11 protein-coding genes and 1 tRNA gene are annotated in these 13077 nt (G+C 69.6%); all 12 read left to right on the forward strand.

Translation table 11 applies throughout. The features are described 5' to 3' along the window. Window positions 1–1127, forward strand: a 1127-nt coding sequence (locus K2R93_04980) for a chemotaxis response regulator protein-glutamate methylesterase (protein MBY0489173.1), incomplete at its 5' end; no start/stop codon positions are given. 9 nt (window positions 1128–1136) lie between these two features. Next, window positions 1137–2012 (forward strand): hypothetical protein, encoded by an 876-nt coding sequence (locus tag K2R93_04985; GenBank protein MBY0489174.1) that lies wholly within the window; start codon window positions 1137–1139, stop codon window positions 2010–2012. Next, window positions 1946–3043: a hypothetical protein gene (locus K2R93_04990; GenBank protein ID MBY0489175.1), complete on the forward strand. Its 1098-nt coding sequence runs from the start codon at window positions 1946–1948 to the stop codon at window positions 3041–3043. The genes K2R93_04985 and K2R93_04990 overlap by 67 nt, the downstream gene beginning before the upstream one ends. A 5-nt stretch (window positions 3044–3048) precedes the next feature. Beyond that, complete coding sequence (locus tag K2R93_04995; GenBank protein MBY0489176.1) at window positions 3049–3210, forward strand: hypothetical protein; 162 nt, start codon at window positions 3049–3051, stop codon at window positions 3208–3210. A gap of 190 nt (window positions 3211–3400) precedes the next feature. Continuing rightward, window positions 3401–3474 (forward strand) — tRNA-Val (locus tag K2R93_05000). 191 nt (window positions 3475–3665) lie between these two features. Next, window positions 3666–5372: a hypothetical protein gene (locus K2R93_05005; GenBank protein ID MBY0489177.1), complete on the forward strand. Its 1707-nt coding sequence runs from the start codon at window positions 3666–3668 to the stop codon at window positions 5370–5372. Window positions 5373–5621: 249 nt separating this feature from the next. Beyond that, a complete protein-coding gene (gene rsmH / locus K2R93_05010) occupies window positions 5622–6572 on the forward strand; it encodes a 16S rRNA (cytosine(1402)-N(4))-methyltransferase RsmH (GenBank protein MBY0489178.1) in 951 nt (316 codons plus the stop codon). Then, window positions 6572–6871: a hypothetical protein gene (locus tag K2R93_05015; protein MBY0489179.1), complete on the forward strand. Its 300-nt coding sequence runs from the start codon at window positions 6572–6574 to the stop codon at window positions 6869–6871. Before rsmH ends, K2R93_05015 begins: the two co-directional genes overlap by 1 nt. 3 nt (window positions 6872–6874) lie before the next feature. Further along, window positions 6875–8986, forward strand: a complete 2112-nt coding sequence (locus K2R93_05020) for a hypothetical protein (GenBank protein ID MBY0489180.1) — start codon at window positions 6875–6877, stop codon at window positions 8984–8986. Continuing rightward, window positions 8983–10518: a UDP-N-acetylmuramoyl-L-alanyl-D-glutamate--2,6-diaminopimelate ligase gene (locus K2R93_05025; protein ID MBY0489181.1), complete on the forward strand. Its 1536-nt coding sequence runs from the start codon at window positions 8983–8985 to the stop codon at window positions 10516–10518. The genes K2R93_05020 and K2R93_05025 overlap by 4 nt, the downstream gene beginning before the upstream one ends. After that, window positions 10515–11927 (forward strand): UDP-N-acetylmuramoyl-tripeptide--D-alanyl-D-alanine ligase, encoded by a 1413-nt coding sequence (locus K2R93_05030; protein ID MBY0489182.1) that lies wholly within the window; start codon window positions 10515–10517, stop codon window positions 11925–11927. Before K2R93_05025 ends, K2R93_05030 begins: the two co-directional genes overlap by 4 nt. 7 nt (window positions 11928–11934) lie before the next feature. Further along, window positions 11935–13077, forward strand: a complete 1143-nt coding sequence (gene mraY, locus K2R93_05035; protein ID MBY0489183.1) for a phospho-N-acetylmuramoyl-pentapeptide-transferase — start codon at window positions 11935–11937, stop codon at window positions 13075–13077.

Raw genomic sequence — 13077 nt, forward strand, 5'->3', positions numbered from 1 at the left:
AGCGCCTCCAGAGCCCGCTGCATGGGCTCGCGCAACACGTCCCAGATGATCTGAAAGTACACCGCCGCGTGCTCGTGGTCGACGACAGTGCGTTCATGCGTCGGCTCGTCAGCGATGTGGTTACCGCGACCGGCGAGTTCGAGGTGGTCGGGACCGCGCGCGATGGCGAGGACGCGCTCCGACAGGTGCAGGCGCTGTCGCCGGATCTCATCACGCTCGATGTGGACATGCCCGGCCTCGATGGTTTGTCGGCGCTGCGCCGCGTCATGGCCGAGTGCCCGCGCCCGGTGGTGATGTTGAGCGCGGGCGGCAGCGACGGCGGCGCCGAAGCGACCCTGCGCGCGCTCGAGGCCGGTGCGGTGGAGTTTGTCCGCAAGCCGTCGGGGGCCATCAGCCTCGATCTTGAGGTGGTCGGGGAACGCCTGCTCGAGGCGCTGCGGGCGGCCGCGGTTGCCACGCTGCGCGTGCCGCGCCCCGCGTATGCCGCCACGGTGGCCACGCCGACGCCGCGCGCGCCGGCGCCCGCGGTGGTGCAGGCGCCGCGGCAGGTGGTGGTGGTGGCGGCCAGCACCGGTGGGCCAGCTGCTCTCGCGCAGGTGGTCCCGGCGCTCCCCGCATGGCGGGATACGGCTGTCCTGATTGCGCAGCACATGCCGGCGGGCTTCACCGCGAGCTTCGCGCGTCGGTTGCATGCGCAGTCGCAGCTGCGGGTCGAGGAAGCCACCGACGGCGCCCCATGCGAAGCGGGCGTGGCCTATATCGCACCGGGCGGACGCCACCTCCGGGTCGAGCGGAGCGGCGATCGGGTGCGGCTCGCCCTGAGCGACGAGCCGCCGCGCTGGGGCGTGCGACCGGCGGCCGATCCGCTGTTCGCCTCGGTGGCCGAGCACTTCGGCGCCCGCAGTGTGGGCGTGGTCATGACCGGCATGGGCTGCGATGGCGCCGAGGGACTGACGGCGATTCGCCGCGCGGGAGGCGTGGGGATCGTGCAGGAGGCGGCGAGCTGTGTCATCGCCGGGATGCCCGACGCCGCGCGCGCCGCGGCTGGTGCAGACGTGGTGGTGCCGCTCGGGGAACTGGGCGCGGCGATCGCGCGGGCGGTGCAGCAGCTGGCGGCGACCCGATAGCTTCGACGCATGTCCACGCTCGCCTCGATGGCCGCCCGTTTCGCTGAACTCCAGACCGCGCTGGCGACCGCGCAGGCGCGTGCGACGGCCGGCGAACTGGCCGGCGGCGAACGGGACGCGCTCAAGGAGCAGATCATCGCCCTCTACAAGGAGGTCGATGCGGTGGTCGGCGAGGCGCAGGCGCTCAAGGAGCAGGTCAAGACGCTCGCAGGTACGTGGAAGCATCTGGGACCCTCGAGCACCGGTGCCGCCACGACGCTGGCGAACGCCGGGCCGCTGCGGGTGGACCATCTGGGGGCCTCCACGTTCATCGAGAAAGGGTGGTCGAAGCTGTCGCTGGGCGACCCCGTGGGCGCCGAAGCCACGCTGCGGAAGGCGCTCCAGCTGGCTCCCGGCAGTAACGAAGCGGAAACGCTGCTCGGGTGGTCGCTCATGCAGCAGGACCAGCTCGATGCCGCCACGCAGCATTTGCACGCCGTGCTGCTGCGCGACAGCACGCATGCCCTCGCGCGCGCCACATTGGGGGCCGTCTGTCTCAAGCGCGGTGACGCCAACGCGGCCATCGAGCATCTCGGGCAGGCCATTCGGGGCGACCGCGACCGCAAGGCCACGCTCTACGCGCATCTCTATCTCGGGCAGCTCTATCGTGAGCGCGCGATGTACGACGATGCCGAAGGGTTCTTCCACAAGGCGCTCGAGCTCGGACCCAACCTGCTGCAGGCGTGGTATGAACTCGGATGGACCTACTGGCTCGCGGGGCGTCCGGGCGACGCGGTCGCGGCGTGGCGCACGGGCGCCGAGGCCAACAAGTTCAGCCCATGGGGGAAGCGCTGCGCCGAGGTGATCGTCGAGGTGGAGCAGGGCGGCACACCCGCGCTGCGCTGATCCTGGCGCTCGCGGGTGCGTTCGCGGGTGCGCTCGCGGCCGCGCCCGCGTTCGGCCTCGGGCGCATGGTGCCCGCGCTGTCGGCGCAGGCGGCCCCGCCGGTGGGCGACTCCCTCACGCTGCAGGCCGGGCGCTTTTCGCTCGTGGCGTCCCCGCGCGATGACCGGCTCGCGCGCACGTTGCTGCGCGCGGCCCAGGCGCAGGACACGTTTCCCGGGTTGCCGCGGCCACAGGCGCCGGTGCGCATCGAGCTGGCCCGCGACGCCGCCGACTTTCGCGCCCGCACCGCCGGGGCCCCCGAGTGGGGCGCCGCCATCGCGATCCCCGACGAGGGGCGCATCGTCCTCCAGGGGAGCCGCGCCGGCTCCGATGCCGGCGACCCGGTGGTCGTGTTGCGCCACGAGCTGGCGCACCTGGCGCTGCACGAGGCCATGGGCCCGCTGCCGCCCCGCTGGTTCGACGAAGGCTACGCCGGCGTCGCCGCCGGCGAATTCACGCGCGAGCAGGTGTTCGAGACCTCACTGGGGATGGTCTGGCGCACGCTGCCGTCGTTGGACGCACTCGAGGACGGCTTCGCCCACGGCGGCATGGAAGCCGGGTGGAGCTACGCCATCGCCTATCGGGTGGTCAGCGAACTGGAGCAGCTCGGCGGGGCGACCGGGCTGACCCAGTTTTTCGGGTACTGGAAGACGACTGGCTCGTTTGAGAAGGCCGTTCGGCAGGCCTACGGCATGACCGGCGAGGGCTTCGAGCAGCACTGGAAGAAGCAGACCCGGCGCCGGTACGGGGCGCTGTCGGTGGTGACGAATGTCTCGGCGGCCCTGGGGCTCTTCGGCGTCCTGCTGCTCCCGCTCTTCGTGATCAAGCGGCGGCGGGACCAGCGGAAGCTCGAGGCGATGCGGGTGGCCGACGCGGCGCAGGAGGCCCGGGAGCGGGAAAGTGCGTTACAGGCGCTGCTCGACGCCCCGCCCGCGCTTCCGGACCCGGCGCCCTTGCCGGGGCCGGCGGACCTTCGGTATCCTGCGGGATGACCGAAATGGACAAGCCTCGCTCGAAGGCGCTCCTGTACTGGGGCGCGACGGCCGTCACCCTGCTGGCCGGCTATGCCGACCTGGCGCGCGGCGGCGAGACGATCGCCCCCGTACTGCTCGTGATCGGCTACGTCGTGCTCGTTCCGCTCGCCATCCTCAAGGGCTGAGCGTCCCGCACCCACCGGTGCGAAATCCGGGCCGAGTCGCGCCCGTCAGGTGCGTCGAGCCGTGGCAGCCGGGACAGTCCGCGCCCCTTCGTGACAATCCGATTAATTTGTGCCCTTTCCGGGAACAGCGTCTACCCGCCGATGTAGTTTGGTGCAGGAGCGGTCAGGGCGTGGTGTTCTCGGGCAGTGCGGGCGAATAGCTCAGCTGGTTAGAGCACCTGTCTTACACACAGGGGGTCGGGGGTTCGAATCCCTCTTCGCCCATTCCGCTCTTCGGTAGTTGCATCGGTTGTCCGCAGGTCAGTACTCCCCGTCGGATTCGGCTTGCTCATTGCCGCATCCAACCGCAGTTTCTGCGTTCCCCCAGACCCGCATGGCTACGCACGGCCGCGGGTTGCACGATCCACCCGGCGCGTCCGGGTCCCACGGCTCACGGTGCGGAGGTTACGACATTGATGTCACGGCATATCCAGGCGATCGCCGGGATCGGTTTGGCCCTCGGAGGCACGCTCGTTCCCGCCATGGCGGAAGCGCAGGGCGCGTTCAACCGGGTGCCCGATCCCAATGCGGCGCGAGTGTTCGTCGCCACGTTCCGCTCGACGGAGAAGGGTCTGGGGGTCCAGGCCGCCGACGCGGTACGCAACCGCATGAATTCGGACATCCCGTTCAAGCAGATGTATGTCCTGCCGAAGCAGGACATCGTGTCGTACCTCGAAGCCTCGGGCTTCCCGGTCAACGAAGCGCTTGAGCCGCATGACCAGAAGGCGCTCGCGTCCATCCTGCGCGCCGATGAGTACGTCACCGGCACGATCACGAAGACCGCGACGGGCGTGAAGGTCGATGCCAATCTCGTCCTCGCGCGCGACAACCTGCTCGTGCAGCCGCTGGGCTCGTACGAGGTGAAGGGTGCGGGCGACGCGTCGGCGCCGATCACCAAGGAACTCAAGGAAGCGCGCAAGCAGCTCGATGCGGAAAAGAAGTGCCGCAACGCCGGCCGCGCGCAGAAGTACGACGAGGCCATTGCCGCCGCCAAGGAAGGCGTGACCGCCTATCCGAAGGCCACGCTGGCGCGCCTCTGCTGGGCGCAGGTGCTGATCTCGAAGAAGGCGCCGCCGGCCGAGCAGCTCACGGTCGCGCAGGAAATCCTGAACATCGATCCGCGCAGCCGCTACGCCCTCGAAATCGCGGCGCAGTCGTATCGCGATCTCAACCAGTCGGACTCGGCCGTCGTGACGCTCACGCGTCTCCTCTCGACCGACCCGAAGAACCCGCGCCTCCAGAAGGACGTCGTCGAGGCCCTCACCGTCCTCGCGAACCCGAAGGTCGCCAAGCCGGTCATCGACCAGGCCGTGCAGGACAACCCGGGTGACCCGGACCTGCTCAAGCTTCGCTGGCTGATCCTGCTCGCCACGAAGGACTACAAGGAAGCGATGGCGCAGGGCGACGAGCTCGTGAAGCTCGACACCTCGTTCGCCGACACGACCTACTTCGTGAAGACGACGCTGGCCCTCGCCGCCGACTCGCAGTTCGCCAAGTCGGCCGAAGTGGCCGCCAAGGGGCTCCAGAAGTTCCCGAACCAGCCGGACCTGGTCTACTCGCAGATCGTCGGTCTGCGTAACGCCGGGCAGCTGCAGCCGGCCCTCGAGGCGCTGGACAAGGCCGTCGCCGCCAAGGTGAAGGTCGACAACGCCACCGTCCTCCGCATCACGCTGCTCAAGGACCTCAAGAAGGACGACGAAGTGATCCCGGCCATCAAGGGCGCGATCGCGGCGGGTGACACGTCGAGCAACCTGCGCGTGCTGCTCATGCAGGGCGCCAACGATCTCTACAAGAAGGCGGCCGCCAGCAAGGATCCGGTCGACTTCCAAAATGCGATCGACATGCTCAAGTACGCCGACGGCGTCGTAAGCGGCCAGTTCAAGCCGCAGGCGCAGTTCCTGCTCGGCGCCACCTACGTGCAGTTTGGCCAGACCAAGCTCACGGCGGCGCAGGCGGGCAAGACCTGCCAGCCGGCCAAGGAAGCGAAGGACATGTTCGTCGAGGCGCAGATCCTCCTGCCGAAGGGTGGGTCGTTCGCTCCCGACGCCATGCGCCAGCTGATGGGCGCGGTCATGCAGATGGACGGCCCGGCCGACCAGATGATCAAGGCGTTCTGCAAGTAAGTTCACGCCCCATCCGTGGTTGCGAGGCCCGCCGTCATGCGACGGCGGGCCTCGTCTTTTGTACCGCATCACATCCATGCGAGCGCACGACTAATGCACATTTTCGAGCGCATCAGCCTCGCTTGACGGTGCCTCCTCGCCCTCACTAACATGACGCCTCATGACGCTCCCCTCGACGTGCGCTCAGTGTGCGCACGCGTCGGCGTCGGTGGCATTCCAGAGGCGCCTGATCGTGTCATTCCCCCGCCCGTGAGCCCGGTCCGAACGCTTCCCACAGGGCGTGGCAGCGCCTATCACGTCCCGGTCCTGCTCGCAGAGATCGAGACCCTCCTGGCCGACGCCCACACGCTGCTCGACTGCACGCTCGGCGGCGGGGGGCACACCTCGGCCTTCCTCGACCACGGCGTGCGCGTGACCGGCATCGATCGCGATCCGCGCGCGCTGGCGGCGGCGCGCGAGCGGCTCGCCGAGTTCGAGCGCGCCGGCCAGTTCCGCGCCCTCCTCGGCAACTATGCCGATGTCGCCGCGGCCGGTCTCGCCGAGTCCGAGAAGTTCGATGGCATTCTGCTCGACCTCGGGGTCTCGTCCCATCAGTTCGACGATGCGACGCGCGGCTTCACGTTCCGCGAAGGGGCGCCGCTCGACATGCGCATGGGCACCGATGCCGACATCGACGCCGCTGAGCTGCTGAACACGATCGACGAGGTGGACCTGTCGGCGTTGCTACGCGCCTACGCCGACGAGCCGCGCGCGGCCAAGATGGCGCGCGAGATCACGCGGCGCCGCGCCCGTCGCCCGTTCGCCACGGCCGACGATCTGGTCGATGCGATTCGCGCCGTGCTGGGGCCGCGCAGTGGGGCCCCCGATTTTGCACGGATCTTTCAGGCGGTCCGCATCGCCGTCAACGATGAGCTCTCGGGGCTTGAACGAGCGCTGCCGCAGCTGCGCGACCGGCTCACCCCGGGCGGGGTGCTCGCGATCATCTCGTATCACTCGGGCGAAGATCGCCTGGTGAAGAACGCGTTCCGCGACTGGAGCACGGCGTGCCATTGCCCGCCGCGCCAGATGATCTGCACCTGTCGCGGGGTGCCGCTGGGCGAAACGCTCACCAAGCGCCCCATTCTGGCCACCGAAGAGGAGATCGAGCTCAATACGCGCGCCCGCAGCGCCAAGCTGCGGGCGTGGAGGCTCGCGCGCTGATGGCCGCCCGCTCGCGTGCGCGCAGCGGACGCCTCCGCGTGGCCATCGGGCTCGCGGCGTTCATCGTGGTGACGGCCATCGTGGTGTTCCGTCGCTCCGAGGGGACGCGCGTGGCGCGGCAGATGCGCACGATGGAGAGCGAGCTCCGCGAACTGCGGTCGCGCAAGCTGGCCATCAAGACGCAGCTGCGCGGCGCGACGAGCCGCGCCACCGTCATTCGCGAAGCCGAACGCCGGCTGGGCATGCACGTGGCGAGCGAGGTGCAGACCCGCTCGCTCCCCGAAGCGGGAGCGCGCTGACCGATGACTGCCCCGCGCCCCTCCGACGCGACCACGCCGGCTGGCATTTCGCGGCTGCGTCCGACGGTCGTGCATCTCGGCCTCGTGCTCTTTGGGGCGGCCATCATCGCGAAGGCGGCGCAACTCCAGCTCGTCGAGCATCGCCAGTGGGCGCTGCGGGCAGACGAGCAGCATGTCGCCGACAACGACGTGACCCCACCGCGCGGCCCGATTCTCGACGCCACCGGCAGCGTGCTGGTGGAGTCGCGCGAGGTCGTGCAGCTGGAGATCGCGTCGCATGAGTTGCTCCCCGTTCGCCTCAAAGGCGCCGATGGCGAGCGACGCGTGGTGGATACCCGTGCGGTGGTGAAGCAGGGGCTCAAGGAGCTGGCGGTACCCGACAGCACCATCCGCAAGGTGCTCGCGCGCAAGCGGCAGTGGGTCACGCTGCCGCAGCTCTTCGTGCCGGCCGATCTCAAGCGCTTCGATGGGCTGCCGGGCATCCACCGCCTGCGCCTCATGAATCGCGTGGTCACCGCGCCGGCGGGCATTCGCATGCTCATGGGCGCCATGAAGCCCGATGGCACGCCCAACAGCGGTCTGGAGGCCGAACTCGATCCCTACCTGCGCGGCGAGGAAGGACACGATCAACTCGTGCGGGACGGTCGTGGACGTGGTCTCAGTTCGCCGATGCTGACGCGGGTCGCCGCCCGCCCGGGCTATGCGGTCACGCTGACGATCAATCAGTCGCTCCAGGAGATCACCGAGCAGAAGCTCAAGGCCGCCCTCGATTCCACGGGGGCGAGGGGGGGCGATGTGGTGATCATCGATCCGCGCGACGGTGCGGTGCTCGCCATGGCGGGCTGGCGCGATCGGAAACCGGCGCCGGCGATGACCGCGCTCACCGAAGCCTACGAGCCGGGCTCGGTCATGAAGCCATTCGTCATCGCGCGCATTCTCGACCTCAAGCTGGCGCACGCCGACGAGATGATCAACACGGAGAACGGGCGCGCGATGATTGCCGGGCGCCCGCTCACCGATGAACACCGGGCGCCGCAGATGTCGGTGCGCGATGTCGTGCGTCAGTCGAGCAACATCGGCACGGCCAAGCTGTCCCAGCGTCTGAGCTACGGGCAGCACTATCAGGCGCTCCGGGACTTCGGCTTCGGCACGCCCACCGGGTTGCCGTATCCGGCCGAGTCGCGCGGCATTCTCAAGGTGCCCGCCAAGTGGGGCACGATGACGCAGACGTCGTCGGCGATCGGCTATGAGGTCATGGCGACGCCGATGCAACTTGCCGCCGCGTATACCGCCTTTGCCAACGGCGGCGAGCTGCTGCAACCGGCGCTCGTGCGCGAAATGCGCGACGAGAACGATCGCGTGCTGTACACGCATCAGCGCCGCGTGCTGCGCCGGGCTGTGTCGCCCGAAGGCGCCGAGTTGATGCGCGCCATGCTCAAGAGCGTGGTGGACAGCGGCACGGCGCGCGCGGCCGACATGGCGAGCTTCGACGTGGGTGGCAAATCGGGCACGGCGCGTCGCAAGGACGCGGGTGGCTATCGGGCCGGCGCGTACAACTCGAGCTTTGCCGGCATGTTCCCCATCGAGGACCCGCAGTACGTCGTGGTGGCGCGGCTCATCGACTCCAAGAACGGCTTCTTTGGCGGCACGGTGGCGGGTGGTCTGGTGAGCAACATCCTCAAGGCCGCCATTGCCACGCGCGAGGTCTCGCTCGATCGCGTGGCGCTGGCCAAGGTGCGCAAGGCCATTCCGATGCCGGCGCCCAAGCCGCTCACGCCCGCGCAGCGCCTCGCCATGGAGAAGGACTCGCTGCGGCGCGACTCGCTCAAGGCGCCACCGCCACCCAAGGCGGAGCCCCTCGCGGGGCCGGCCCGTGTGCTGGTGGACCTCACGGTGCCCGCGCGCGTGGAGCGCGTGCGTCCGGAGAACGATCTGCGCCCGGTGCCGTCGGTCTTTGGACTCGATCCGCGTCAGGCGGCGCGGACGCTGTACGCGGCGGGCTTTCAGGTGAGCCTCGCCTCCGGCAAGGCCAATGGACGCGATGTCCGCACCCGACCGGCCGCGGGCGTGCTGGTGCGCGCCGGCAGCACCGTCCAACTGGAGACACTCAAGTGAGTGCGCCGCGGCTGGAGATTCCCGTCGCGCGTGTCATCGATGCGCTGCGCGACGCGGGGCTCTTTGTGTCGCACACGGCGGCACTACCGGCGGTGATCACCGATCTCGTCGACGACAGTCGCAAGGTCGAGCCCGGAGCGGCGTTCATCGCCGTGCGCGGGGCCGCGCAGGATGGCCATGCCTGGCTCCCGAAGGCCCGCGAGTTGGGCGCCAGCATGGCGATCGTGGAAGATGCCGCGGCCGCCGATGCCGCCGGGCTTCCGGCCATCGTCGTGCGGGACGGCCGTCGCGCCGCAGCCGTCGCGGCGGCGGCCGGCTTCGACTGGCCGGCGCGGCAGCTGTTGCTGGTGGGCGTCACCGGCACGAACGGCAAGACGACCACGGTGGGGCTGTTGCGCCACCTGCTCGATGCGCCCGACGCGCCCGCGGCCAGCATCGGCACCCTCGGCGTATTGCTCGGCAGCGCCGGTGAGGAGATGCCCGGCGGTGGTGGACTCACCACGCCCGGACCGGTGGAACTGCAACGGCTGCTGCGCGTGCTGGTCGATCGGGGCGTGCGACGGGTGGCGATGGAAACCTCGTCGCACGCGCTCGATCAGCGACGCGTGGAAGGGCTGGTCTTTGCGGCCGCCGTGTTCACGAATCTCACGCGTGATCATCTCGACTATCACGGCACCATGGAGGCCTATCGCGACGCCAAGCTCCGGCTCGTGGGGCTGCTGGCACGTGATGGCGTGGCCTGCATCAACGCCGACGATCCGGCGTGGCGGGGGATCGAGAACGCGCCGCGCCTCCTGACCTGGGGCTCCGACGCGCAGGCGCAGGTGAGCGCGCGCGATGTGAGCTTCGGCAGCACCGGCAGCCGCTTCCTGCTCGTGGCGCCGACGGGCGCGCACACCGTGGACCTGCCATTGATCGGCGACTTCAACGTGGCCAACGCGCTCGGTGCGGCCGCGGTGGCGCTGGCGCTCGGGATGTCGGTCTCCGAGGTCGCCGACAAGCTGTCGCACGCGCCGCAGGTGCCGGGGCGCCTGGAGCGGCTGCGCACCGCGCCCACCGTGCTGCGCGACTATGCGCACACGCCGGATGCGCTCGAGCGCGCCTTGCTCGCCGTGCGCCCGTTCACGCGCGCGGCCGATGCGGCCAACGACGGGAACGCGGCCCCCAGCCGACTGATCGTGCTCTTTGGCTGCGGCGGCGATCGCGATCGCGGCAAGCGCCCGGAGATGGGGCGCATCGCCGAGCAGCTGGCGGATGTGACGATCGTCACCAGCGACAACCCGCGCACCGAGGATCCGGAGCGCATTCTGGACGACATTGAGGCGGGCATGACGGGGCAGGGGCACCGGCGGATCGCAGATCGCCGCGAGGCCATTGCCGAAGCCCTGCGCCTCGCCCAGCCGCACGATGTGATCGTGCTGGCCGGCAAGGGCCATGAGACGTATCAGATTCGCGGCACCACCTCGTACCCGTTCGATGAACGGGAGATCGTGGCCGAACTGTCGCACACCATTCTTGGAGAATCGGCGTGAGCCGTTACAGCATGGCCGGGACGGCGTATGCCGCCGTGCCGGTGGTGCCGCCCGATGCGGCGCACCCCTATTGGACCTTTGAGCGCGTGGCCGCGGCGCTGGGAACGGGGCCGAGCATGGACGCGCCGCTGGCCGGCGTCTCCACCGATACGCGGAAGATCGGGCGCGGCGATCTGTTCGTCGCCCTGAAAGGCGACCGTTTCGACGCCCACGACTTTCTGGCGCAGGCAAAGGACGCCGGCGCGGCCGGCTTCGTGGTCAGCGACGCCGAGAAGGCCGCCGGGCTCGGGATCCCCACGTACGTGGTGCCCGATACGCTCGTGGCGCTCGGCCAGTTGGCCACGGCGTGGCGGCGCGCCTGGGGGCGCAGTGTGATCGCGGTCGCCGGCTCCAACGGCAAGACGAGCACGAAAGAGCTGCTCAAGGCGGCGCTCGGGCGCACCTTCGTGGTGCACGCCACGGCGGGGAATCTCAACAATCTTATCGGTGTGCCGCTGACGTTGCTCGCGATACCGAGCGACGCCGAGATTGCCGTGGTGGAGCTGGGCACGAACGCGCCGGGCGAGGTGGCCACGCTGCGGGCGATCGCGCGACCGGATGTCGCCGTCCTGACCTCCATCGGCGAAGAGCACCTCGAAGGGTTGGGCGATCTTGCGGGGGTGCTGCGCGAGGAGGCGGATGTCTTTCACGGCGTCACGCTGGCCATCGTGCCGGAGGCCCACCCCGAAGTGCGCCCGCTTGCCGCAGAGCGCGCCAAGGCCGTCGTCGTGGCGGGGCTGACCGGCGATGGCGTGGTGCCGACCGAGTGGGGGCTCGACGAGCAGGGGCGTCCATGGCTCGTGGTGGACGGGCAGCGCTTCGCCTTGCCGCTGCGCGGCGCCCATCAGGCCGCCAATGCGATGTTGGCCATCGCCGCGGCGCAGGCGTGTGGCGTGCCGCTGGCCGATGCCGCAGCGGGCGTGGCGGCGATGCCGGTGCCGAACATGCGCGGCGTGTGGGAGTCGCTCGGGCGCGCGACGCTCATCAACGATGCGTACAACGCCAACCCCGCCAGCATGCGGGCGGCGCTCGATCTGCTCGGGCGCGTCGGCCATGGGCGGCAGCGGGTCGCTATTCTTGGCTCGATGCGCGAGCTTGGAGCGCAAAGTGCCGAGCAGCATCGCGCGGTCGCGCGGGCGGCGCTGGCCTCGCCGGCGGAGCTCATCGCCGGCGTCGGGGACTTCGCCGCGGCGTTTGCCGAGGTGGCCCCCGGTGATGCGCGCGTGGTAACGGCGCTCGATCTCGACGCGCTCTGGCCGTTGCTCGCACCGCGCCTGGCTCCCGATGCCGTGATGCTGCTCAAGGCCTCGCGCGGCATGCAGCTCGAACGTCTGGTTCCGCCGCTCACCGCGTGGGCCACTTCCCAGTGACTGCCTAGTGCTCTATTTCCTGCTGCAGCCGTACGCCAAGAGCGTCGGCCTCTTCAATCTCCTGAACTACATCACCTTCCGCGCGGCGGCGGCCTTCGTGACCGCGCTCGTGATGTGCTTCCTCTTTGGGCCGCTCATCATCCGCCGACTGCGCGCGATGGCCGTGCATCAGGTCGTGCGCGAGGGCACGCCCGATTCGCATGCCGGGAAGGGGACGACGCCCACCATGGGCGGCATCATCATCCTGCTGGCGACGTTTGTGCCGGTGTTGCTCTGGGCGCGCCTCTCCAACCGCTACGTGTGGCTCGCCATGGGCGTCACGGCGTGGATGGGTGTGATCGGGTTTCTCGATGACTACCTCAAGCTCAAGCAGAAGCGCGAGGGGAAGAAGAACGAAGGGCTGGTGGAGCGCTACAAGCTCGCGGGGCAGGTGCTCTGCGGTCTGGGGCTCGGGACGGTGCTGCTCATGGCGCCGGTCTCCACGCTCCCCGGTGCCAGCACGACGCTCCCGTTCTTCAAGTACGTGCTCATCGTCCCCGCGGTCGCGTGGGCGGCGTGGCTGTACATCCCGTGGGTGACCTTCATCCTCACCGGCGTCAGCAATGCGGTGAATCTCACCGACGGTCTCGATGGCCTGTCGAGCGGGCTCGTGGCCATCGCGATGCTGACGCTCGGCATCTTTGCCTATCTGATCGGCCGCGTGGATACCAGCGCGCACCTGCTCATCTTCTACCTGCGCGGCGCCGGCGAGCTGTCGATCTTCTGCGCCGCCATTGTGGGCGCGTGCATCGGGTTCCTGTGGTACAACGCCTACCCGGCGCAGGTGTTCATGGGCGACACGGGCTCGCTCGCCCTCGGCGGCGCGGTGGGCGCGGTGGCGCTGCTGCTCAAGAGCGAGTTCCTGCTGCTCTTCGTGGGCGCGGTGTTCTTCGCCGAAACCGCGTCGGTCATCCTGCAGCGCTCGGTCTTCAAGTACCGCCGCAAGAAGTACGGGCTGGAGTACGCCCAGAAACACCGGGTCTTCCGACGGGCGCCGTTGCACCATCACTTCGAGATGGCCGGCTGGCCGGAGACGCAGGTCGTGATCCGCTTCTGGATCATCGGCATTCTCTGCGCGCTGCTGGCGCTCAGCACCCTCAAGCTGCGCTGA

It is taken from the genome of Gemmatimonadaceae bacterium, assembly GCA_019752115.1.
GTDB lineage: Bacteria > Gemmatimonadota > Gemmatimonadetes > Gemmatimonadales > Gemmatimonadaceae > Gemmatimonas.

Coding starts and splice junctions, on each gene's coding strand:
- K2R93_05015 (MBY0489179.1), top strand. CDS start 6,572: ATGGCCGCCCGCTCGCGTGCGCGCAGCGGACGCCTCCGCGTGGCCATC.
- K2R93_04990 (MBY0489175.1), top strand. CDS start 1,946: ATGGGGGAAGCGCTGCGCCGAGGTGATCGTCGAGGTGGAGCAGGGCGG.
- K2R93_04985 (MBY0489174.1), top strand. CDS start 1,137: ATGTCCACGCTCGCCTCGATGGCCGCCCGTTTCGCTGAACTCCAGACC.
- K2R93_05005 (MBY0489177.1), top strand. CDS start 3,666: ATGTCACGGCATATCCAGGCGATCGCCGGGATCGGTTTGGCCCTCGGA.
- K2R93_05020 (MBY0489180.1), top strand. CDS start 6,875: ATGACTGCCCCGCGCCCCTCCGACGCGACCACGCCGGCTGGCATTTCG.
- K2R93_04995 (MBY0489176.1), top strand. CDS start 3,049: ATGGACAAGCCTCGCTCGAAGGCGCTCCTGTACTGGGGCGCGACGGCC.